Annotated in this window: 20 protein-coding genes; 11 read left to right on the top strand and 9 right to left on the bottom strand. The window is 55.1% G+C overall.

Translation table 11 applies throughout. From position 1 onward, the window contains the following. Window positions 1-124: 124 nt before the first annotated feature. The 4 genes from ABLV17_RS06105 to ABLV17_RS06120 are packed head-to-tail and all read right to left on the bottom strand — an operon-like array spanning window position 125 to window position 4588. Window positions 125-1543 (bottom strand): DUF1116 domain-containing protein, encoded by a 1419-nt coding sequence (locus ABLV17_RS06105; RefSeq protein ID WP_271032028.1) that lies wholly within the window; start codon window positions 1541-1543, stop codon window positions 125-127. Then, window positions 1543-3090 carry an acyl-CoA synthetase FdrA gene (gene fdrA / locus ABLV17_RS06110; protein ID WP_271032029.1) on the bottom strand — a complete coding sequence of 516 codons (1548 nt, stop codon included), beginning with the start codon at window positions 3088-3090 and terminating at the stop codon, window positions 1543-1545. Before fdrA ends, ABLV17_RS06105 begins: the two co-directional genes overlap by 1 nt. Further along, complete coding sequence (locus tag ABLV17_RS06115) at window positions 3080-3943, bottom strand: DUF2877 domain-containing protein (RefSeq protein ID WP_271032030.1); 864 nt, start codon at window positions 3941-3943, stop codon at window positions 3080-3082. Before ABLV17_RS06115 ends, fdrA begins: the two co-directional genes overlap by 11 nt. A gap of 39 nt (window positions 3944-3982) precedes the next feature. After that, a complete protein-coding gene (locus tag ABLV17_RS06120) occupies window positions 3983-4588 on the bottom strand; it encodes an ankyrin repeat domain-containing protein (protein ID WP_271032055.1) in 606 nt (201 codons plus the stop codon). A gap of 259 nt (window positions 4589-4847) precedes the next feature. On the opposite strand from ABLV17_RS06120, the gene ABLV17_RS06125 reads away from it, so the two are divergent. The 7 genes from ABLV17_RS06125 to ABLV17_RS06155 all read left to right on the top strand — a co-directional run bounded on the left by ABLV17_RS06125 (window position 4848) and on the right by ABLV17_RS06155 (window position 9893). Beyond that, on the top strand, window positions 4848-5333 hold the full coding sequence (locus tag ABLV17_RS06125; protein WP_271032031.1) for a DUF1097 domain-containing protein: 486 nt from the start codon (window positions 4848-4850) through the stop codon (window positions 5331-5333). Window positions 5334-5443: 110 nt separating this feature from the next. Next, window positions 5444-6382, top strand: a complete 939-nt coding sequence (locus ABLV17_RS06130) for a LysR substrate-binding domain-containing protein (RefSeq protein ID WP_087860313.1) — start codon at window positions 5444-5446, stop codon at window positions 6380-6382. 103 nt (window positions 6383-6485) lie between these two features. After that, the gene (locus ABLV17_RS06135; protein WP_087860312.1) at window positions 6486-7142 is read left to right on the top strand and encodes a helix-turn-helix domain-containing protein; all 657 of its coding nucleotides are present in this window, start codon (window positions 6486-6488) and stop codon (window positions 7140-7142) included. Between the two features lie 93 nt (window positions 7143-7235). Next, window positions 7236-7571 (top strand): DUF3302 domain-containing protein, encoded by a 336-nt coding sequence (locus ABLV17_RS06140; RefSeq protein WP_020079414.1) that lies wholly within the window; start codon window positions 7236-7238, stop codon window positions 7569-7571. Continuing rightward, window positions 7571-8713 carry an HlyD family secretion protein gene (locus tag ABLV17_RS06145; RefSeq protein WP_308958069.1) on the top strand — a complete coding sequence of 381 codons (1143 nt, stop codon included), beginning with the start codon at window positions 7571-7573 and terminating at the stop codon, window positions 8711-8713. Before ABLV17_RS06140 ends, ABLV17_RS06145 begins: the two co-directional genes overlap by 1 nt. A gap of 115 nt (window positions 8714-8828) precedes the next feature. After that, the gene (locus tag ABLV17_RS06150; protein ID WP_045393394.1) at window positions 8829-9254 is read left to right on the top strand and encodes a hypothetical protein; all 426 of its coding nucleotides are present in this window, start codon (window positions 8829-8831) and stop codon (window positions 9252-9254) included. 174 nt (window positions 9255-9428) lie between these two features. Beyond that, on the top strand, window positions 9429-9893 hold the full coding sequence (locus ABLV17_RS06155; protein WP_113373789.1) for an RcnB family protein: 465 nt from the start codon (window positions 9429-9431) through the stop codon (window positions 9891-9893). 89 nt (window positions 9894-9982) lie between these two features. On the opposite strand, the gene ABLV17_RS06160 is transcribed toward ABLV17_RS06155, so the two are convergent. Further along, window positions 9983-10573: a YSC84-related protein gene (locus ABLV17_RS06160; RefSeq protein WP_308958070.1), complete on the bottom strand. Its 591-nt coding sequence runs from the start codon at window positions 10571-10573 to the stop codon at window positions 9983-9985. 236 nt (window positions 10574-10809) lie between these two features. Between ABLV17_RS06160 and ABLV17_RS06165 the strand changes: the two genes are divergently transcribed. The 3 genes from ABLV17_RS06165 to ABLV17_RS06175 all read left to right on the top strand — a co-directional run bounded on the left by ABLV17_RS06165 (window position 10810) and on the right by ABLV17_RS06175 (window position 13867). Then, window positions 10810-11988 (top strand): M20 aminoacylase family protein, encoded by a 1179-nt coding sequence (locus ABLV17_RS06165; RefSeq protein ID WP_032714021.1) that lies wholly within the window; start codon window positions 10810-10812, stop codon window positions 11986-11988. Between the two features lie 19 nt (window positions 11989-12007). Further along, window positions 12008-12784, top strand: coding sequence for an ABC transporter substrate-binding protein (locus ABLV17_RS06170; protein WP_015367838.1), 777 nt, complete (start codon window positions 12008-12010; stop codon window positions 12782-12784). A 129-nt stretch (window positions 12785-12913) separates the two neighbouring features. Continuing rightward, the gene (locus tag ABLV17_RS06175) at window positions 12914-13867 is read left to right on the top strand and encodes an aldo/keto reductase (RefSeq protein WP_308958071.1); all 954 of its coding nucleotides are present in this window, start codon (window positions 12914-12916) and stop codon (window positions 13865-13867) included. Window positions 13868-13981: 114 nt separating this feature from the next. Here the strand turns inward: ABLV17_RS06175 and ABLV17_RS06180 are convergent, their stop codons facing one another. The 4 genes from ABLV17_RS06180 to ABLV17_RS06195 all read right to left on the bottom strand — a co-directional run bounded on the left by ABLV17_RS06180 (window position 13982) and on the right by ABLV17_RS06195 (window position 18630). Next, window positions 13982-14773 (bottom strand): MoaF C-terminal domain-containing protein, encoded by a 792-nt coding sequence (locus ABLV17_RS06180; RefSeq protein ID WP_348854138.1) that lies wholly within the window; start codon window positions 14771-14773, stop codon window positions 13982-13984. Between the two features lie 26 nt (window positions 14774-14799). Further along, window positions 14800-15576 carry an SDR family oxidoreductase gene (locus tag ABLV17_RS06185; protein ID WP_308958072.1) on the bottom strand — a complete coding sequence of 259 codons (777 nt, stop codon included), beginning with the start codon at window positions 15574-15576 and terminating at the stop codon, window positions 14800-14802. Window positions 15577-15664: 88 nt separating this feature from the next. Beyond that, entirely contained in the window at window positions 15665-17398 is a 1734-nt protein-coding gene (locus ABLV17_RS06190) for an arylsulfatase (protein WP_087860305.1), read from the bottom strand. Between the two features lie 44 nt (window positions 17399-17442). Next, window positions 17443-18630 carry an anaerobic sulfatase maturase gene (locus ABLV17_RS06195; protein ID WP_308958073.1) on the bottom strand — a complete coding sequence of 396 codons (1188 nt, stop codon included), beginning with the start codon at window positions 18628-18630 and terminating at the stop codon, window positions 17443-17445. Between the two features lie 425 nt (window positions 18631-19055). Between ABLV17_RS06195 and ABLV17_RS06200 the strand changes: the two genes are divergently transcribed. Beyond that, on the top strand, window positions 19056-19739 hold the full coding sequence (locus ABLV17_RS06200) for a LuxR family transcriptional regulator (RefSeq protein ID WP_015367829.1): 684 nt from the start codon (window positions 19056-19058) through the stop codon (window positions 19737-19739). Window positions 19740-19754: the final 15 nt, after the last annotated feature.

Below are 19754 nucleotides of genomic sequence, written 5' to 3' on the forward strand. Positions count from 1 at the left end.
TGGCTTCCGCTACAGAAGGTGATGTAGTTATTGTTATTGTGTGGTCGTGGTAGTCGCCCGGCCAGGCGTAGGGCTGCCGGGGATTTCCCGGGGTCGGCGCAAACGCCTCGCCCGGGCTACAACGTTAAACGTCGTAACGATCGCACCAGCGGAGGATCGCTTTTTCGAAACAGGCGAACGGCGGATGGACGATACCGGCGCCAATCATGCCGATCCCGGCGTCTTTATGGGCGATGGCGGTGTTGATCACCGGTAAAATACCGCTGCTGCCGACGCGGGTGATGTCGATCGCGGTCGGGATCCCCATAAAGCCGAGCAGCGGAATGGTGACGTTCGGGTTTTCGCCAAGGGTGATTTCACGCATCTGGCGAGAGAAATCGACCGCTTCTTCTACCGTTCCACCGACCAGCGCGACGATAGCCGGCGCCGTCGCCATGGCGAAACCGCCGATGCCATAGGTTTCAGTAATGGCGCTGTCGCCGATATCGAGGCCGGAGTCTTCTGGTTTAAAACCAGCGAACATCGGGCCTATCACCTGCTGGGCCGGGCCGGTAAACCACTGTCCCGGCAGGCCGCTGACCCGCAGTCCGAACTCGACGCCGTTGCGCGCCATGGTGGTCACCACGGTGCTGTATTCAATACCGTGGGCCGCGTCCATCGCCGCTTTGCACATCGCCATCCACGTCGGCCCGGAGAAGTAATCGCTGCTGGCGACAAATTCGAACACTTCGCGCTGCTGCTCTACCGGATAACCGGCCTGAATAATCCCCGGCGTGAGCGCCTGAATCAGCAGGGTGGTGCCAGCGTTGTTGCGGTTATGACACTCATCGCCCATATGCAGCGCCTGCGCCAGCATTAAGCGCAGATCGATTTCGCCAATGATCTTCATGGCGTCGCGCAGCATGGGACCCTGCACGTCGCGCATCCAGTTCAGGCGATCGATAACGCTTTGATCGTTGGCGCCCATGCGTAAAATCTTGGCCATCTGTTCGCTCATATTGGTATAAGCGATATTGCCGTAGGTTTTGTTCTCGACGATGTGCATGAACATCGACGCCGACGTTACGCCCGCCATCGAACCCACGCAGTCGTGTTCGTGACAGGGTGAGAAGGTAATTTCCCCGGAGGCGGCAAGCTCGGCCGCTTCATCCAGATCTTTTGCCAGCCCTTCAAAGACCAGCGCGCCGGTGACCGCGCCTTTCATGGCGCCGCACATGTTTTGCCATTCCACCGGCGGGCCGGCGTGCAGAATAGTTTTTGGCGTCATGCCCGGCACGACGTTAATGGCCTGATCAAAGCCGATGAGTACCGGGTGCGACTGAATAATACGCTCCAGCGCCTGCTGGTTGGCGGCGGCGATTTTATCCGCCAGCGGCGAGTCGGCGATGCGATCCAACGCCTCGACCACCTGCATATTGCCCTGGCCCGGCGGCGTCCAGTCGAGCTGGGTGACGGCGGTATGCTGCTTTTTCAAATCGTCGCTGAACATGGCGATACCGACGTTAATTACGTTCAACGGCTGGTTAAATAGCGACTGGCTCATCAGGCTTGCTCCCCTTTGCAGATAAATTCACGCGCCAGCAAACCGGTATTGGTGCTGCTGCTGGCCAGAATGACGCCAGCGTCAAGTAGCATCTGGCGCTGTTGCTCCAGCGACGGCGTATCGATGTCGGTACCTAACACGTAAGCGAGGATCGTCAATGGGCGCCCATCGGCGGCGGCAATGGCTTTGGCCTCTTTGATCGCCGCGATCGTCGAACCCACCGGATCTTCATGCGATCCGAAGCCCAGCACGAAGTCCATGACGATGACCGCCACTTCGGGATCGCGCGCCTCCTGCAGCAGGCGGCTGATGCGGTTGGTCGGGTCGATCATCGGGTGCGGCTTACCGTTGGTGAAGTCGTCATCGCCGAAATCGAGGAAAGTGTGCTTGATGCTGCGATTGATATCGCTCAGACGATAGGCCGGATCCGGCTGAATGTTGCTATAAACATCCGCGTGTTTTTCCAGTACCGCGAACATGGTTTCATCGCACAGGGTACCGCCGCAGAACAGGCCGCGAATGTACTTTTGCCGTGGCGTGAGCTGCGCGCGAACGTCAGCAATCAGCGCCTGGTTCAGCGGATGCACATCGAGATTTTCCTGCTTAATACCGCTCAGCAGGACAGCCTTCAGCGCCGCGTCTTTAGTGCCGCGGGCGAACTGCAGACCTTGCTCATCGGCGGGAGGCTCGGCGCGGCCGAGGAAGCACGCCACTACCGGTTTACGGCAGGCGCGAGCGCGTTCGAGCACTTTTTTCGCCACCGCTGGAGCCGGTGGTTTAGAAACAAGGACGATGATTTCCGTTTGCGGATCGGCTTCCAGCATCTGAATAGCGTCGAGCATCATCAGGCCGCCGATTTTCTCACTCAGATCGCGACCGCCGGTACCGATTAACTGCGAGATCCCGCCGCCGAAATCATGGATACGGACGCTCAGCTCCTGGCTACCGGTACCAGAGGCGCCGATAATACCGATGTTGCCGCGGCGAACCGCGTTACCGAAGCACAGCGCCGCGCCGTTAATAATGGCGGTGCCGCAGTCTGGCCCCATCATCAATAACCCTTTTTCGTGGGCCAGCTGTTTCAGCGCCAGTTCGTCGTCAATAGAGACGTTATCGGAAAACAGCATCACGTTAAGATCGTTTTGCAGCGCCTGGCGCGCTTCGCGAGCGGCAAACAGACCGTTGACCGAGATAATCGCGAGGTTACTTTGCGGAAGATGTTTTTTGGCGCTGGCGAGGGTGGCGTAGCGCGCTTCGTGCTGGCCGCTGTCGGCCTTTTTGCTGAACAGCGCTTCTATTTCACCGAGTATTTGTTCACTATCGGCGCCGTCTTTGCCCTTGATAACAATCATCAGGTCGCCGTTTTTCGCTGCTTCCAGCTCCGGCGTCAGCAGTCCCAGGTTATTCAGCACCCCTTTGTTCATTTCCGTCGCCATCGCCACAAATGCCTGCTCTACGCCATCGAGCTTATTAGCGCGGGTGGAAATCGACATTAATGAGACGGAATCAAAATAGGTATTCTTCTTCACCACTATTTTAACTGACATTATTCCCTCCATACGTTTGGCTCAGCGCGCAGGCATCCGCCATGCCCAATAGCATGTCGCTGCCGGAACTTGAGCCAATATTTTTAATATCGGCAATAGCCTTAATAGAAAAGGTTGTCGGTTGATTAACCAGCAGATTAATCAACACGGCGATACTTTCGCGATAACGTTGGTTTATCGCTGCCTCCAGCGTTATCGCGCTGAGCGGCGTAGTATTTTGTCGGGCGCTCTGCAGCGCGGTTATAAATGCTTCCCGGTATTGATTAGCCGGGTGCCCCTTTATGAATAAAATAACGCTTAGACCTAGCAAATAATCATCCGCCGATGGCGTCAGGCCAATGCCTAATCCGATCATGTTCGCCACGGCGGCGCTGATATTTTTATTTTCGCCAAGCGCTTTAAATAAGGTTTCCCGTCGCTGCTGGAGTTCATGACGCATCGCGTGATAAAAGGGATTGTCGCCGCGATAGAGAAATAACGTGTCATCCTCATGTAACTGCGTAACGATAATGTTGCGCCATCGTCGCCAGGCTATCTGGCTAAATGTTGCCGCGTTTAATACTGCCCGCGGCGTTTGCCAGCGCTCACAACGGTGGATGTCTATCCATGTATTATCGCCAATGTAAATCCCTGAATCGGTAAACCGGACGCTTTCCCCTGGCCGGAGCAGGTTGTCAAAGTGGGTGAGTGCTAACCTACAGCTATTAGGCGCATTGTCAGAGGTTTCACACAGCAGCGTCAGAAGCCCTGGTTTGCCGGGGATGAGCAGGTTCACCGCATGAGTGAAAACCTGCTCGACCTGTCCGCCGCCGCGCTGCGCGAGAAAGCTCTCATCCGCAGTTAGCGCTTGCACACACCGCCATGAGGGGGTGTTAATGGCGATTCTCCTTCCTCAGGCTCCGGCGGCGACCAGCAGGTGGGCGATTTCACTGAATCCCTTATCCCATGCCAGCTCCAGCGGCGATTTACCGTACTTATCGGTCATATGCGGGTTGGCGCCGTGGTCCAGCAGCAGTCTGACGATCTCCTGTTGCGTCGCACCGCCGTCGTTTAAGACAATCGCTTCCAGTAGCGGTGTCCAGCCAACGAAATTGGTGTGGTTAACGTTAATGTCAGTTTCCGCCAGCAATATTTTTACGATCTCAAGATGGCCTTTTTCACAGGCCGGGGTCAGGCCTACGCCACCGAAACGCGTTAATCGTTCGAGGTCGGGATTTGCCGGCAAAATTAAGCGCAGTAGTTCGACGTCGTTATTCAGGCAGCTAATTAAAAACGGGTTAAAACAGGTCTGGTCCTGCTTATTAATATCCGCGCCAGCGGCAATAAGAACCGAGACACAAGCATAATGTTTATTCAGGCTGGCGAGGGTAATGGCGGTTCGCCCCTGACGATTACTGGCATTAATATCGACACCGCTTGCCAGGCAGGCTTTTAATTTCGTGATATTTCCCTGCTCTGCAGCCAAAAAATAGTCAGCAATAATATTTTCCGTGGCCATCATCTTGCTCCTGTTGTTGCGGCTGAGACTTTCTCGATGGCTTGAGCATAGCAACCAGAAATAGATAAAAGAACCCGCTTAAATTTTATTCGCCATAATCCGGTAGATTATTGAATAAATTTCAATAATTGATGCAGACTGTGCGGCAGAGCAATGTTTACTTCTTTACGCTTATACCCCTTAACGCAATCGGGTTTTCTTTCGATATAGTTGCCGTCAGAAAGCAACGTCATCAATCTATTTTTCAGAGGGGAAAGAGATGAACGGACTCACCGCTACGGGGATCACCGTCGGGATTTGCGCAGGCGTTTGGCAGCTGATTTCCTCGCACGTTGGGCTGCAGCATGGTTGGGAATTATTGGGAACCATTGGCTTCGTGGCGTTCTGTAGTTTCTATGCGGCAGGGGGAGGCCAATCCGGCTTTGTCAAAAGCCTGTGCGTTAACTATTCCGGAGCGGTGTGGGCGTGGCTGGCGGCGCTGGCCGCCGGCGCTCTCGCCTCAGCCAGCGGTATGTCGGGATTCTGGGCAAGCGTCATTACCACGGTGCCGTTTTCGGCAGTCATCGTCTGGCAGGGGCGCTTTACGCTAACCTCGTTTATTCCCGGCGGTTTCCTCGGTATGACGCTCTTTTTCGCCACCGGTTTGAACTGGACGGTGACGCTGTTGGGATTTCTGGCGGGAAATTGTGTCGGCTTTATTTCAGAATATAGCGGGCGCAAACTCAGCGAGGCGACCAGTAAGTAGCGTGCCTGAAGTCGCGACGGGTATTAAGCATTGTTCAAAAATGATTGCCCCTCGCCACAGTAACCAATACATTCAGCTCAGGTATGGTTTAGCGGAGGCGGGAAGGGCGCATGAACTCGATTTTTACTGAAGAAAATCTGCTGGCATTCACCACCGCGGCGCGTTTTGGCAGCTTCAGCAAGGCGGCCGACGAGCTGGGGTTAACCACCTCAGCCATCAGCTATACCATCAAACGGATGGAAGCCGGGCTGGACGTGGTGCTGTTTACCCGCAACACCCGCAGCATTGAACTGACGGAATCCGGCTACTATCTGTTTCGCAAGGCTACCGATCTGCTTAATGATTTCCATGCGATAAAGCGCAGCATAGATACTATCTCGCAAGGTATCGAAGCGCGGGTGCGCATCTGCATTAATCAACTGCTATACACGCCGCGCCATACCGCCCGCCTGCTGCAGGTGCTGAAAAAACAGTTTCCCACCTGTCAGATAACCGTCACCACCGAGGTATACAACGGCGTTTGGGATTCGATCATCAATAACCAGGCGAATATTGCCATCGGCGCGCCGGACACGCTGCTCGACGGCGGCGGTATTGATTACACCGAGATCGGCGCGATCCGCTGGGTGTTTGCTATTGCCCCGGATCATCCGCTGGCGTTTATGCCCGAACCTATTTCGGAAAGCCAGTTACGCCTCTATCCCAATATCATGGTTGAGGACACCGCCAGCACGATCAATAAAAAGGTCGGTTGGCTGCTGCATGGTCAGGAGGCGATCCTGGTCCCTGACTTCAATACTAAATGCCAGTGTCAGATCCTCGGTGAGGGGATCGGTTTTTTACCTGACTATATGGTGAACGAAGCGATAGCTGAGAAACTGTTGGTGATCCGTCAGATCCACAATCCGCGTCAGGATTCCGGCATGCTGCTGGCGACGCAGCATGCCGCCACCGGCCAGGTGACGCAGTGGATAAAAAAGCAATTTCGCCCCGGCGGGATTTTAACGGCTGTATATGCTGATTTATTGCATCGTGGAGAGGCGAAATAGTCTTGCCACACATATCTTTACGCCAAAACTCCAGCTGTGGACTTTTCCCCTCGCTTTGCCTTATATATATTTGATGACGTCGGTGATACGGGAAAGTACGGCAATGGATACGGGGAAGTTGAATAGCAGTTTTGGTCGTATTCATGCGTGCTACCAGAAGCTGCAGTTAAATGCGCATCTCCCGCACGTCATCGCCTGTAGCGAAAACGTCGAGTGCGCCGCCGGCGAGCGTTTTCAGCCGCAGGATGGGTTCATTTACTTTCTGCTGTCCGGGCAAATCACCCTCGCAGTCAACGACCCTGACAACCTGTTGGGTATTGTGATTGAGCATATGCCGCTGGGCCTGCTTGAGTATTACTGCCCGGCGGTAGAGCTGCTATATCAATGCCTCGACCGCTGCCGTTTCGCCAGAATCAGCGTGGAGGATTTCGAGCGTATCTTCTTTTACTCTTCGCCGGAGTATATGAAAGAACTGACGACCATTCTGGCCTACATGGGCATTTTTGCTCTCGATGCGCACAACGAGCGCGGCAACCTGTCCGGTTTTCAGACCATAAAATCGATGTTATCGCGTTATCTGTACCGTAACGAGATCGATAGTGGAAAACGTGAAAGCCTGTCCGCTTTTATTATTAAACGGACCAATCTTTCGCGCAGCTATGTTTATCAGGTTTTAGCGGCGTTAAAAGAAGGCGGTTATATCACGGTGAAAAAAGGTCAACTCATTTCTATCGACCGAAAAATACCGGATAAATTCTGATTAATATGGTCAGTTATCAGGGCGGTTATGCCCGGCTTGCTGACGCCTGTATAAAGTGAATGTGAAATACGTCACACATTCTGGAGTTATTTTATGACCCTGGATTATATTGCTTTAGCCATCCTGATTGCGGTGGTGCTGATTTTATTTTATGGAATTATCGTGATCCACGATATTCCTTATGAAATAGCCAAAAAAAGAAATCATCCGCACCAGGATGCGATTCATTACGCTGGCTGGGTGAGCTTGTTCACCCTGCACGTGCTGTGGCCGCTGCTGTGGATCTGGGCCACGCTGTGGCGAGAAGACCGCGGCTGGGGAATGCAGCAGTTAAAGACCGACCAGCACGATTTACATCAGCGTCTGGATGCGATGCAGGCGGAATTAAACCGTCTGAAAAATAGCGCCGTCAATCAGGAGGGTAAATAATGGAAACGTTATTACTGCTGTGTTATGCCGCCTTGTGTATCGTGATATTTAAAGTATTCCGTATTCCATTAAATAAATGGACGGTTCCCACTGCGGTATTAGGTGGCGTGATACTGATTGGCATGTTAATCCTCGGTATGAATTATAACTTCCCCTATAGCGAAGTCGGGAAGCAGGTTTATCGCACGGTGCCCATTGTTTCGCAAACCCGCGGTCGAGTCACCAGCGTGCCGGTGAAACCAAATCAGATGCTGCATGAAGGCGACATCTTGTTCACCATCGACCCAACCCCGTTCCAGGCGAAAGTCGACGACCTGACCGCTCAGGTGAAAGCGGCCAGCCAGGATGCGTTGTCGCTGGATGCGGGGTTAACCAGCGCGCAGGCTGATTTAAGCAAAGCGGTCGCCGAGCGCGACCGGGCCCAGCGTGAATACGCCCGCTTCCAGGCAGGTCATGATAAAGGGGCCTTTTCCGATCAGATGGTCGATACGCGTCGCCAGAACTGGAAAGCGACGCAGGCGGCGGTTGACGCCGCCCGGGCAAAGGTCGTACAGGCGCATAACGATCTCAATTCGGTGGTGCACGGCGAGAACACCAAAGTTGCTTCGCTGCTGGCGCAGCTGCGTGAGGCGCAATTTAAGCTCGATAACACGGTGGTGCGCGCGCCGTCTGACGGCTACGTCAGTACCGTCGGTCTGCGTCCTGGGACCATGTCCACCGCGTTGGGGTTGAAGCCGGTAATGACGTTTGTGCCAACGGATAATGTGAATTCACGTGAATACGTCGCCGCATTCCGTCAAAACGCGCTGCAGCGTTTGCAAAAAGGTGAACAGGCTGAATTGCTGTTCCCCTCTATTCCCGGAACCGTGTTTAAAGCGCAGGTGGCGGAAGTGCTGCCGGCGATTGGCGAAAGCCAGTTTCAGGGGCAGGGAACGTTGCTGACGGCCAACGATCTGGCGGCGCGCGGTCGAGCGCTGGTGGTATTAAAAGTGACCGACGATCGTCTGGCAAATTATCAGCTGCCGCAGGGCGCGGACGTCGAAGCCGCCGTCTATTCGCAGCATTTTGAGCACCTGTCGCTGATAAGAAAGATCCTCATCCGCATGAAAAGCTGGGAAAGCTATCTTTATCTCGATCACTAAAACGACGGAATAGCGGTGAGGCAGTTTTAAGAACTTTTCCTAATGCTAAGCGCAGGAGCTTATGCCATGCTGAATGTGACTCGTAACATAAAGCACGCGTTAAGAGAGGAAAAATATGAAAAAAGCAATGATTGCACTATCCGCTATTCTGGTCGCTTCTCCGGTATTCGCAGCAACCACTACACATGCAACCGATGACACCGTGGCCGCAGCGCATGAGAATGCCAACACGGCGAAAGAAAAACTGCACCAGGCGCAGAATCAGGGCGAAGAGATGAAGCTCAAGTCCAAACATGCTGCTGAAGGGAAAAGCGATAGCGTCGGCAGCCAGGTAAGTGAAGGCACGCAGAAAACCTGGAACAAAACCAAAGAAGGCGCCGAGAAGGGTTGGGATAAGACCAAAGAAGGCACCGAGAAAGGCTGGAACGCTACTAAAGAAGGCGCCAGCAAAGGTTGGGATAAGACCAAAGAAGTCAGCGAGAAAGGCTGGGATAAAACCAAGCAAGGCGCTGAAGAGTTAAAGAATAAAGTCTCTGAGTAAAACGGACTCACTGAGAATAAAATGGCCGCGCAAGCGGCCTTTTTTACGTCTGGCGCTCGCTGAATTTATTGTTTGCTGCCTTCCTGATTTAGCCAGGAATAGTCCTGGATAGTTTGCTAATCACTATTTCTCCACATTTGCAGGGTAAAAAAGAAATATATCAGGAGGTGTACTATGAAAAAGATTATTTCTCTGGCGGTTATTTTATCCTGCGTGCTGAGCGCTCAGGCTTTTGCCGATGGCCCAAATGATGACCATCGTCCGGGGCAACAGCAGGTATGGCAGAATGGCCCGAAACAGGGCGACCAAAACGGACGCCACCAGCCGGGCGGTCCTGGCGATAACCATCAGGACAACAATGACCACCGCGGCCCGGAGCGTAGCGGTCATGACGATCGTCGCCAGGAACGCCATGAGCAGGATCATTTCGCCTGGAGGGGGAACGATTTCCGTAAAGGCCATCCGGCGCCGGAGCGTTATCGCGGTGATGAATATCGCGTCAGTAACTGGAACGAGCGTGGCCTGCCGCGCCCGCCGGAGGGCCATCATTGGTCTTATATTGATGGCAATTACGTGCTGATCGCCGCGGCGACAGGAATCATTACCTCAATACTGGTAAGCGGCGCCCTTGGTCATTAAATAATGATATCAGTGGCATGGCATTCGCGCCGGGTCAGGCTAGCGTCTGACCCGGCTTATTGATGCTAACTTGTACGGACCGCAAAGCCCTACCTTTTATTCAGCTCGTCATCCGGCCAGTATTTATAACCGTTGACCATTGCCTGAGCCGCCAAACCTTTCTCGGTGATTTCATAAACGTTGACTTTTGACGGCAGCGAGGCGGTATCTTTCGCCACGCCGTTGGCCGACGCGCCTATCGGGGCGATGCCGTTGTCGTCATATTTCGCTGCCGCGTTGGCATCCGCGCCGACCATATAGCCTTTAGTAATGAAAGTATTCAAGGCGTCTTTATCGTGGAATACCAGTACGGTGCGCAGCTGTTTCACGCCCATACCCACACCGGCGCCGCCCTGGGCCATTTTCATATAGGTATCTTTGCCGGTGGCGCTATTTTTAACGACGCCGTAACCGCTGCCGAAGCCAAAGACTAATATCTTACTACTGTTGCTGGCGAAGACCGCGTAGCCCTTTGAATGCTGGATATCGCTACGTGCTTCCGGGTACAGGCTATAGAGTTTACTGAGCGTGTTGGTACGCATCTTTTGAATACTGGCGCGTTGCTGGCTGGCGGTGTCGCCCTCAGCGCTGCAGCCTGTCAGCGTCAGCGCGCAGGTAAGTAAAAGTAAATGATATTTCATGGCTGTTTATTTTTATTTAAAACTGAATTAAAGCGGGGATGGTAGAGTAAGTGTTGGTATGGAGCCCATAAAATAAACGTTTATATTTAAATTTTGCCAGTTTTAATGGCTATTGTTCTGCGATTTTTCTGTATTAAAAATATGATGGATGACGTTCCAGCAATTAGAAATGCTACTTGCATAAACTTTGAGCCAGGATAACTTGTTAAGTTCTTAATCTATTCCCGGAGAACGGCATGTCTGATTGTGTAATTCCAGAAATTAAAGCCACGGAAGATGAAATGATTTCTATCCGTCATTATTTACATGCCAATCCGGAATTAAGTCTGGAAGAGTTTAATACCAGCGAGCTGGTTGCCGGTAAGCTGACAGAATGGGGCTATCAGGTGACCCGCGGCCTCGGTAAAACCGGCGTCGTCGGCAGCCTGAGTAAAGGCGATTCGCCGCGCACTATTGGCCTGCGTGCCGACATGGACGCATTACCGATTTATGAAACCACCGATTTACCCTGGGCCAGCACGGTACCTGGAAAAATGCACGCCTGCGGCCATGATGGACATACCACGATTTTGCTCGCGGCGGCGAAATATATCGCCTCGCCGGCCTGCCAGTTTAACGGCACGGTGCATCTGATTTTCCAGCCCGCGGAAGAAGCCATCGGCGGCGCGGATCTGATGATTAAAGATGGCCTGTTTGAGCAGTTCCCCTGCGAACGCATCTTCGGCCTGCACAATATGCCGGGGCTACCGGTTGGCAAGCTGGGCTTCTATGCCGGCAACTTTATGGCCTCGGCGGACACGGTCAAAATCACGATTACCGGCTACGGCGGCCACGGCGCGCATCCGGAACGCACCGTCGACCCTATCGTGGCCGGCGCGGCGCTGGTGATGGCGTTGCAGAGCATCGTCGCGCGCAACGTGCCGCCGGGTGAAACGGCGGTCGTCAGCGTGGGGACTTTCCAGGCCGGCATCGCCTCGAACGTGATTCCTGAGAGCGTGGTGATGGAGCTCAGCGTGCGGGCGATGAAACCGGAAATTCGCGATCTGCTGATTAAGCGTATTCAAGAGCTGACCGAGTTTACTGCCAAAAGCTATGGCGCCAGCAGCGAAGTCGAGATTTACGACTCTTACCCGGTATTAACCAACAGTAACGAAGAGACCGATTTCGCCCAGGCGCTGGCGCTGGAAGTCTTTGGCCGCGAAGGGGTGCTGGAGTCGGTATCGCCAATGAACGCCAGCGAAGATTTCGCTTTTATGCTGCGCGAGCGTCCGGGCTGTTACTTCCTGCTCGGCAACGGTGAAAAAGGCGAGAAGGGCGGCTGCATGGTGCATAACCCCGGTTATGACTTTAACGATGACATTATCAGCACCGGCGCGACGCTGTTCGCGCGTTTAGTGCAAGCGCACTGCCGTTAATCCCTGGAGAAAATCTCGAATGAAAAAATCACTGTTGTTATGTTTGGCATTAATGGCGTCGACGTCGGCGCTGGCCGCCGGGGCGAAAGAGATCCGTTTTGGCGTTGACCCGACCTTCGCGCCGTTTGAATGGAAAGATCCGCAGGGCAAGCTGGCGGGATTTGATATCGATTTAGGCAACGCGATTTGTCAGCAGCTGCAGGCGAAGTGCGTGTGGGTGGAAAGCAACTTCGACGGCATCATCCCGGCGCTGAAGGCGCGTAAATTCGACGCGATCCTCTCAGGGATGTATATGACCGAAAAACGTAAAGAGCAGATTGCCTTTAGCGATAAGCTGTACAACGGGCCGGTGTTTCTGGTGGCGCGCAAAAATACCCTCAAAGGCAATACGCCAGAGCAGTTGAAGGGGAAAACTATCGGCGTCGAACAGGGGTCGGCGCAGGAAACTTACGTTAACCAGTACTGGCGGCCGCAGGGGATTAACATTGTCGCCTATCAGGGGGCCGATAGCGTCGTTCGCGACCTTGAATCAGGTCGTCTCGATGGCGCGGTGCTCTCCGGCATGATGGCCGATTACAGCTTCCTGCAGCAGCCGCAGGGCAAGGATTTCGCCTTTGTTGGCGGACAACTGCAGGATAATAAACTGTTTGGCGCCGGGGCGGCGATTGGCCTGCGTCAAGGCGACGATGCGCTGCGCGAAGAGATAAATGGCGCGATTGCGAAAATGCTTGCCGACGGCACCTACAAAAAACTGGCCGGGAAATATTTTAGCTTTGACGTTTATTCCGGGACATAATGTCAGAGTGTACCCTGCGGGCATGGACTGCCCGCCGCAAGATTCCTTTTCTGATTATCCACTCGACATCCTCTTCAGACCCCCTGCGGTTATCTGAGGGAAACAGAATATAAGCTAAGGAGTATCGGCATGATGACACGTCCATTGGGCAAAAGCGGATTTTCCATCGCCCCATTAGTATTTGGCGGCAACGTCTTTGGCTGGACCATCGATGAGAAAACCAGTTTTGCCATTCTTGATGCTTTTGTTGACCACGGTTTTGATGCTATCGATACGGCGGATGTGTACTCCCGCTGGGCGGAAGGCAATCAGGGCGGTGAATCCGAAACTATTATTGGCCGCTGGCTGCAGGCGCGTCCCGGGATGCGCGATAAAGTTAAAATCTTCACTAAAGTAGGTTCAGACTTAGGTATTGCTGGGCATAAAGGCTTGAAGAAAGCCTGGATCCATCAGGCGATCGACGACTCTCTGCGCCGCCTCAATACCGACTATGTCGACCTCTATTTTGCCCACTGGCCGGATCCCGAAACGCCCATCGATGAAACGTTAGAGGCATTCCAGGCGCTGCAGCAGGCGGGGAAGGTGCGGGCGATTGGCGCCTCGAACCTCGACGCCGGGCAGCTATCGTCGGCGCTGGAAGTGGCGCGTAAAGGCGGTGTACCGGCCTGGCAGGTGCTGCAGCCGGAATATAACCTCTATCACCGCTCCGCCTTTGAAGGGGCGCTTCGCGATCTCTGCGTCAGCCGCGATATAGGCGTGGTGACCTACTACAGCCTGGCTTCCGGCTTCCTGAGCGGCAAGTATCGCCAGTCGTCCGATTTAGCGCAAAGCCAGCGCGGCAGCGGCATCGCTAAATATCTCAATCCACGCGGAATGCGGATTATTGACACGCTGGTCGCGGTGGCGGAAGAACAGCGCGCGAAGCCTGCAGAAGTGGCGTTAGCGTGGCTGATGAGCCGGGAAGGCGTTACCGCGCCGATTGCCAGCGCCACCAGCCTGGCGCAGGTGCAAAGCTTCGCCCGCGCGGCGGCGCTGAACCTCGGCAGCGAACAACTGGCGCGGCTCGACAGCGCCAGCGCCTGAGTCAGTCGCTCTCCCCGGAGGCGGCGCGTTGCGCCTTGTCCGGGCTACCAAATCGCACAGTGCCGTAGCCCCGGTAAGCGCTAGCGCCACCGGGGATTTTGCGGCAACGCAATATTATTCCTGATGGCGGGTGACGTTGAGGATCTTCGCGCTCGCGCCGACCGGGAATTTGCTCAAGGCGCCAAAATCACTGCCCTGATAGCCCATGATCTTGCCATCGGTTCGCATCTGCTTAAGATCGATAAGGATAACCCCCAGCGTGGGAATGATTTTCTCCCGCCAGACGAACAAATAGAGATCCTCAGCCACCTGCACGTAATGGCAGCGATCGACATCCGCCAGCCCCTTTTCCACGCCATCGAGACACTGCCAGGCGTAAAAATTATCGTTGAGATAGATGTGTTCATAACGCTCGGTCGGGCTATAGGTGTACTGATTGCGCATGCCGACCAGCGCGGTGGTAAAGTCAGGCAGCGGTCCCGGCTGGGCATCCAGGCGGGCGAAGACAAATCGCGCCTCGACGGCGGTCAGCGGCAACCCTTGCTCTACCCGGCTGAAGGCGTCCAGTCGCGCGGCGGCTTCGTCAGGTAGCTGGCCGTATACCAGCGTGGCGTTGCGCTGCGTCAGGTTGCATACCGCGCTGATACTGGCGTTATCGCGCTCCGGGTCAAGAAAATCGATAAACAGAATATCGGGGCGCAGGGCGGTTGCCCGCCAGGGCGCGCGTTTGCCGTTCCAGCTAAGCGTTTGTTCATCTTCGATAATCAACTGCTGCGGCTCGCTCCCGGCGGCATAAAAGGTAAAGCGTTCGCCTGCGGGAAGACTGGCGGTGGCCAGCAGGTTGCCGTGCGGGGCGAAACCATCGGCCAGCGCGCCGACCTGGATAAATACGGCTTCTGAAGTCATGTGAGCTCCTGAGTAGAGTGGGGGCGCTAAGTAAACGCCAGCGTTGGAACATCGACGATGCTGGACCCGCCATCGGCGACCAGCGTCGCGCCGCTGATGATGGCGGCCTGCGGCGAGCAGAGAAACTGACAGGCCAGGGCTATCTCCTCGGGGCTGGCGGGGCGGCGTAGCGGAACGTCGCGGCACACCCGTTGATAGGCTTCGGTAAGCGACAGCCCGTGTTGCTGCATCAGTGGGATCATCTCTTCATCCGCCATCGGGGTGGTGACCCAGCCGGGACAAATCGCATTGGCGCGGACGCCCTGTGGGCCGTAATCACGGGCGATGGAGCGCATCAGGCCAATTAACGCGTGTTTGGCGGTGACATAGCCACAGGCCTGCGGCCCGGCAGCGATGGAGGCGATGGAGGCGACAAACAGCACATTGCCGCGGCAGGCAATCAGTGAAGGCAGGCAGGCGCGCACGCTGACGAAAGCGCTATTCAGGTTCGCGTTCAGCGCCTCGCGCCATTGGCGATCGCTGGTATCGGCGGTGGCGCTATTGCCCATGCCGCCGGCGCTGCAGATGAGTACATCAATACCGTGAGTCTGGTCGAGAATCGGCGGTAGCAGCCGTTCCCGCCAGACGTCGCCGTCGGCGGCATCGCCCACCAGCGCCGTCGCGCCGGTTTCAACGGCGATCTTGTGTAGCGGCGCTTCGCGTCTGCCGGTAATAAACACCCGATCGCCCGCCGCGCTCATCAACCGCGCGCAGGCGGCGCCGATCCCGCTTCCACCGCCGGTAATCACCACGACTCTCGCCATTCGCTCTCTCCAGTAATGGGGTTCAGGATTACCTTAGAAAGCGAGTTAGCTTCCGGCTATCGCCCGGAAGAACGATAGCCGGGTTCGTTTATTTGCCCTCGCTCACAGGAATAGCCTGCGGCGCGGGCACCGGCTTCATGGTCGCCGGATCGACCGCCAGATAACGCCCGGTTTTGTTATCGATACCGACGTAATCGATCATCTTGCCCTGCGCTTTGGTGACCATCGTACGTTTGGCGAATGCCTCGTAAGCGTCGCTCATCGTTTTGACCCGATCGGCATGTTGGGCCGCGACGTCATGCGTTTCCAGCGGATCGTCATGCAGGTTAAACAGCTGCCACGGCGCATCGCCGGCGTTGAGGCCGCGAGGTACCAGCCGCCGCAACTTCCATTCGCCATCGACCCAGGCCGCCTGATTATGCAGTTCAACCCCGTAGTTGCCGCGCGGCGGCTGCTGGACTTCACCGGTTAGATAGCGCTTAAAGCTGACGCCAATCATCGGTAACACGGGTTTCTTCGCCAGCGATTTATTGGGATCGATGCCGGCGAATTCATATAGCGTCGGCGCCACGTCGTACACCGCCATCGTTGAGGCGTCAATTTTACCGCGCCGGGTAATGCCGGGACCGGAGATCATAAAGTCGGTATTGATGCCGCCCTGGGCGCTGGTGGTTTTGTGATAATTGGCGTAGGGGGCATTGCTGACGTTCGCCCAGTGGGGGCCGTAGGAGACAAATGATCCTTTGCGGCCCACGTTGTCATAGCTGTTATCGAACTGCTTCCAGAATTCGGGGGTAGATTCGTAATAAAAACCCTGTGCCGGGTTGGCGCCGTTATCGGTTAAAAATACCAGCAGGGTATTTTTATCGCGCCCGGTTTGTTTCAGCGTCTCTATCAGCGTGCCGATTTGCGCGTCCATATTGGCGATCATCGCCGCATATACCTGCATCACTTTCGCCGTATATTTCTGCTGCTCTGGCGTTAGCGCTTCCCACTCTTTATCCAGCTCCAGATGCGGCAGCGGGGTGTCGTCATGAATGATTCCCAATGCTTTCAGGCGGGCGATGCGCTGGCGGTAGACCTCGGCGTAACCCTGCTCATACTGGCCTTTAAAGCGCTTAATCCACTCGTCCGGCGCCTGCAGGGGATCATGAGGGGCGGTAAACGCCAGCCAGGCGAAGACCGGCTGCTCCTTCGGCGTCGCTTTAATCCAGCTATTCATCTGGCGGGCGTAAGCTTCGCTGGAGTAAAAATCATCTGGCAGGGAGACGCGCTCGCCATCGCGGGTATAGTAAGTGTGGAACGCCTCGACGGTTCCGAGCGGTATCGCATCGTTAAAATGGCTGGTGCCGCCGCCCATAAAGGCGAAGGAGTGGTTAAAACCGCGGTCCTTCGGCGTGGCGCCGGGAACAAAACCGAGATGCCATTTGCCGGCCATCAGCGTGTTATAGCCGGCATCTTTAAAGCGCTCGGCCATGGTGGTGACGCGGTCGGTCAGCCGCAGCTCGTAACCCTCCTTGCCAATGGTACTGTCGTACCACCACATGCCGCCCATCCCGGCCTGCTGGTTACTGTTGCCGGTCAACAGCATCGAACGCGCCGGGGCCGACATCGGCGAGGTGTAATACTGGCTCATGCGGATACTTTGCTCCGCCATGGCCTGCAGGTTGGGGGTGGGGATCTCACCGCCGAAGGGGCTGATATCGGAATAACCCATATCATCGGCGATAATCACGATGACGTTTGGATGCTCATTCTGCGCGCCGTGCGCGCCGCCGGCGAGGATCATGCTGACCGCCGCGGCCATGGCTTTTTTGTTCACGACTGACTCTCCTGTTCAGAGGGGGATATCATCAGGGTAAGGCGCTACGCAGTATGCGCAGACCCAACAAACGCGGCCCGCCAGGCCTTCAGGCCGTTAAGGTCGCGGGAAAAGGGGCGTACTGGCGCGAGGATTTCGCTAAAGAACCGGTAATAGCCGCCGCAGAGGCGGTTGTTGCCAGCGGCGTTGAGATGTGCGGGGCAGCCGCCCTGGCAGACCATTTTTACAGCGCAAGTCTGACATTCGCGGCGCCGGCTTTTTTGCTGGCCAAAAGGGAGCTGAACAGACGCGTCGACCGCCGCGGCGAGCGTCTGCTCGTCAAGACGGCCCAGCCGATGTTCGGCGTTGATCAGATGATCGCAGGCGTAAAGCTGGCCGTCAGACTCCATCATCAGATTGCTGCCGCAGCGGGCGCTATGCACGCAGTTGCCGCTGCTATGGGTAAAGTACTGCGCCCACGCCTGTTCGATATTGATGACGAACACCCGCCCCATATCGCAGCGCTTTTGCCACTGTCGCCAGATACCGACCATAAAACGCCCCCAATTATCGGCGCTGAGCTGATAACCCTCGCGCAGCGCCGCGCCTTCGCTCATTAGCGGCTGGAACTGCAGATAGCGCGCGCCAAGCGTGACCATCCGGTCATAAATCGCCCCCGCGTGGGCGGCGATTTCGTTATGCACCACTACCAGCAGATTAAACTCCACCTGATGCTGGTGGAGCAGGGCGATACCGCGCAGCGCAGCCGGCCAGGAAGCCTGCCCGCGTTTATCAGGACGGTGGTGGTTTTGCAGCGCTTCGCTACCTTCGAGGCTGACGCCGATAATAAAGCGATGTTCGCGAAACAGCCGGCACCAGGCGTCGTTGATCAGCGTCCCGTTGGTTTGCAGGCTATTGCTGATGGTTACGCCATCAGGGGCGTAGCGCTGCTGCAGGGCGAGCGCTTTTTTATAGAAACTTAGCCCGGCCAGTAGCGGCTCGCCGCCCTGCCAGACAAAGTTGATTTCCCGCGCGCTGGCGGGCTGGGCGGCAATATAGCGGCGGATAAACTGCTCCAGCCGCGCCTCGTCCATCTTCCTGACCGGCGTTTCATCCTGCGGGTAGTAGCAGTAGCGGCAGGCGAGGTTACAGGCGGGGCCAATCGGTTTCATCAGAATATGAAACGGCAGCGATGAGCGCGGTTCGACGGCCAGCGGAATTTGCTGCTGGCGTAAGGCGGCGATATTCAGCATCGGCTTATCCTCTATTAATTGCTGGCCTGGGGCGGCGTATTTGGGCAATAGCAAGTCAGGCGTAATCCGTTGATTAAGCCGCGGCGTTAAATTATCGACATCCTTTTTAGGGTATAAATGAAAAAATGCAAAAAACTATCGTTCTTAAGGATGAGATCGGACCTGCCAATATAAGGGTTTTTAATCCTTGCCGGAAAATAACGCGTGGTGTTAATAACTTTTGTTTATGTTTTAACGTGTCCACGTTAACAGAACGCTGGCTTGTTTTTAAATGCTTTAAATAACAATGCATTGATGAAAATAATGTAATCGATATCACATTGTTAACATGTTAATGATTGTGTTACTTAAATGTGAAATGTATGCTTCATCCTACTCTGGTAATCCGCGTGTTACGCACCACCACCTTGACGGGGGGAAATATCATGTCTGCTTTATTAAAAGCCAGTCGTAATGATGCGATAATAGCCCGTTGTTTACAGACTATTTCACAGTTAATTCCACTGTCTTCAGCGGTTTTTTATCGAGTAAATAATCGTTTAAAACCTGAAAACTATATATTGCATAATATTTCGGATAATACACACCAACAATATCTGGAGAGCTTCCAGCCGTTGGATCCACACCTGCCGGCGCACTTTAGCCACCAGAGCACGACCATGGCGGCGATGACGCCGCGACTCTGTGACCGTAACCGGCACTACTACCATGAATTTATGTTGCCGAATAACGTACGCGACATGACCGAAATCTTTATTCGCCGCGAACGGCGGATCGTTGCCGGTATCTCGCTGATGCGCGACGTGCCTTTTTCCAGCGAAGAACGGCTGCGGGCCCAGGCGGTACTGCCGTTGGTGGAACTGGCTATTCGCGATTTCCTGCAGGAAGAGGATGAACTCCCCGCCATCCTGACAGCCAAAGAGCGCGAAATCGTCGGCATGGTGCGTGAAGGCGCCAGCAACAAGCTGATTGCCCGCCAGCTGGATATCTCGCTCTCGACGGTGAAAACCCATCTGCGCAATATTTTCGCCAAGACTGAAGTCGTCAACCGGACTGAACTCGTTTCCCGAACCTGGATGCCTGCCGCTCAGCGTACGCTGCATCTGTAATCTGACTATCGCATC

Origin of the sequence: Klebsiella sp. CN_Kp091 (assembly GCF_040065095.1) — a bacterium.
GTDB lineage: Bacteria > Pseudomonadota > Gammaproteobacteria > Enterobacterales > Enterobacteriaceae > Klebsiella > Klebsiella aerogenes.

What these genes read in the sequence shown, in the direction of transcription:
- ABLV17_RS06180 (WP_348854138.1), bottom strand. Translation starts at nt 14,773, where the DNA reads ATGACTTCAGAAGCCGTATTTATCCAGGTCGGCGCGCTGGCCGATGGT.
- ABLV17_RS06200 (WP_015367829.1), top strand. Translation starts at nt 19,056, where the DNA reads ATGTCTGCTTTATTAAAAGCCAGTCGTAATGATGCGATAATAGCCCGT.
- ABLV17_RS06125 (WP_271032031.1), top strand. Translation starts at nt 4,848, where the DNA reads ATGAACGGACTCACCGCTACGGGGATCACCGTCGGGATTTGCGCAGGC.
- ABLV17_RS06170 (WP_015367838.1), top strand. Translation starts at nt 12,008, where the DNA reads ATGAAAAAATCACTGTTGTTATGTTTGGCATTAATGGCGTCGACGTCG.
- ABLV17_RS06130 (WP_087860313.1), top strand. Translation starts at nt 5,444, where the DNA reads ATGAACTCGATTTTTACTGAAGAAAATCTGCTGGCATTCACCACCGCG.
- ABLV17_RS06195 (WP_308958073.1), bottom strand. Translation starts at nt 18,630, where the DNA reads ATGCTGAATATCGCCGCCTTACGCCAGCAGCAAATTCCGCTGGCCGTC.
- ABLV17_RS06150 (WP_045393394.1), top strand. Translation starts at nt 8,829, where the DNA reads ATGAAAAAAGCAATGATTGCACTATCCGCTATTCTGGTCGCTTCTCCG.
- ABLV17_RS06105 (WP_271032028.1), bottom strand. Translation starts at nt 1,543, where the DNA reads ATGAGCCAGTCGCTATTTAACCAGCCGTTGAACGTAATTAACGTCGGT.
- fdrA (WP_271032029.1), bottom strand. Translation starts at nt 3,090, where the DNA reads ATGTCAGTTAAAATAGTGGTGAAGAAGAATACCTATTTTGATTCCGTC.
- ABLV17_RS06185 (WP_308958072.1), bottom strand. Translation starts at nt 15,576, where the DNA reads ATGGCGAGAGTCGTGGTGATTACCGGCGGTGGAAGCGGGATCGGCGCC.
- ABLV17_RS06175 (WP_308958071.1), top strand. Translation starts at nt 12,914, where the DNA reads ATGATGACACGTCCATTGGGCAAAAGCGGATTTTCCATCGCCCCATTA.
- ABLV17_RS06155 (WP_113373789.1), top strand. Translation starts at nt 9,429, where the DNA reads ATGAAAAAGATTATTTCTCTGGCGGTTATTTTATCCTGCGTGCTGAGC.
- ABLV17_RS06135 (WP_087860312.1), top strand. Translation starts at nt 6,486, where the DNA reads ATGGATACGGGGAAGTTGAATAGCAGTTTTGGTCGTATTCATGCGTGC.
- ABLV17_RS06160 (WP_308958070.1), bottom strand. Translation starts at nt 10,573, where the DNA reads ATGAAATATCATTTACTTTTACTTACCTGCGCGCTGACGCTGACAGGC.
- ABLV17_RS06165 (WP_032714021.1), top strand. Translation starts at nt 10,810, where the DNA reads ATGTCTGATTGTGTAATTCCAGAAATTAAAGCCACGGAAGATGAAATG.
- ABLV17_RS06140 (WP_020079414.1), top strand. Translation starts at nt 7,236, where the DNA reads ATGACCCTGGATTATATTGCTTTAGCCATCCTGATTGCGGTGGTGCTG.
- ABLV17_RS06120 (WP_271032055.1), bottom strand. Translation starts at nt 4,588, where the DNA reads ATGGCCACGGAAAATATTATTGCTGACTATTTTTTGGCTGCAGAGCAG.
- ABLV17_RS06145 (WP_308958069.1), top strand. Translation starts at nt 7,571, where the DNA reads ATGGAAACGTTATTACTGCTGTGTTATGCCGCCTTGTGTATCGTGATA.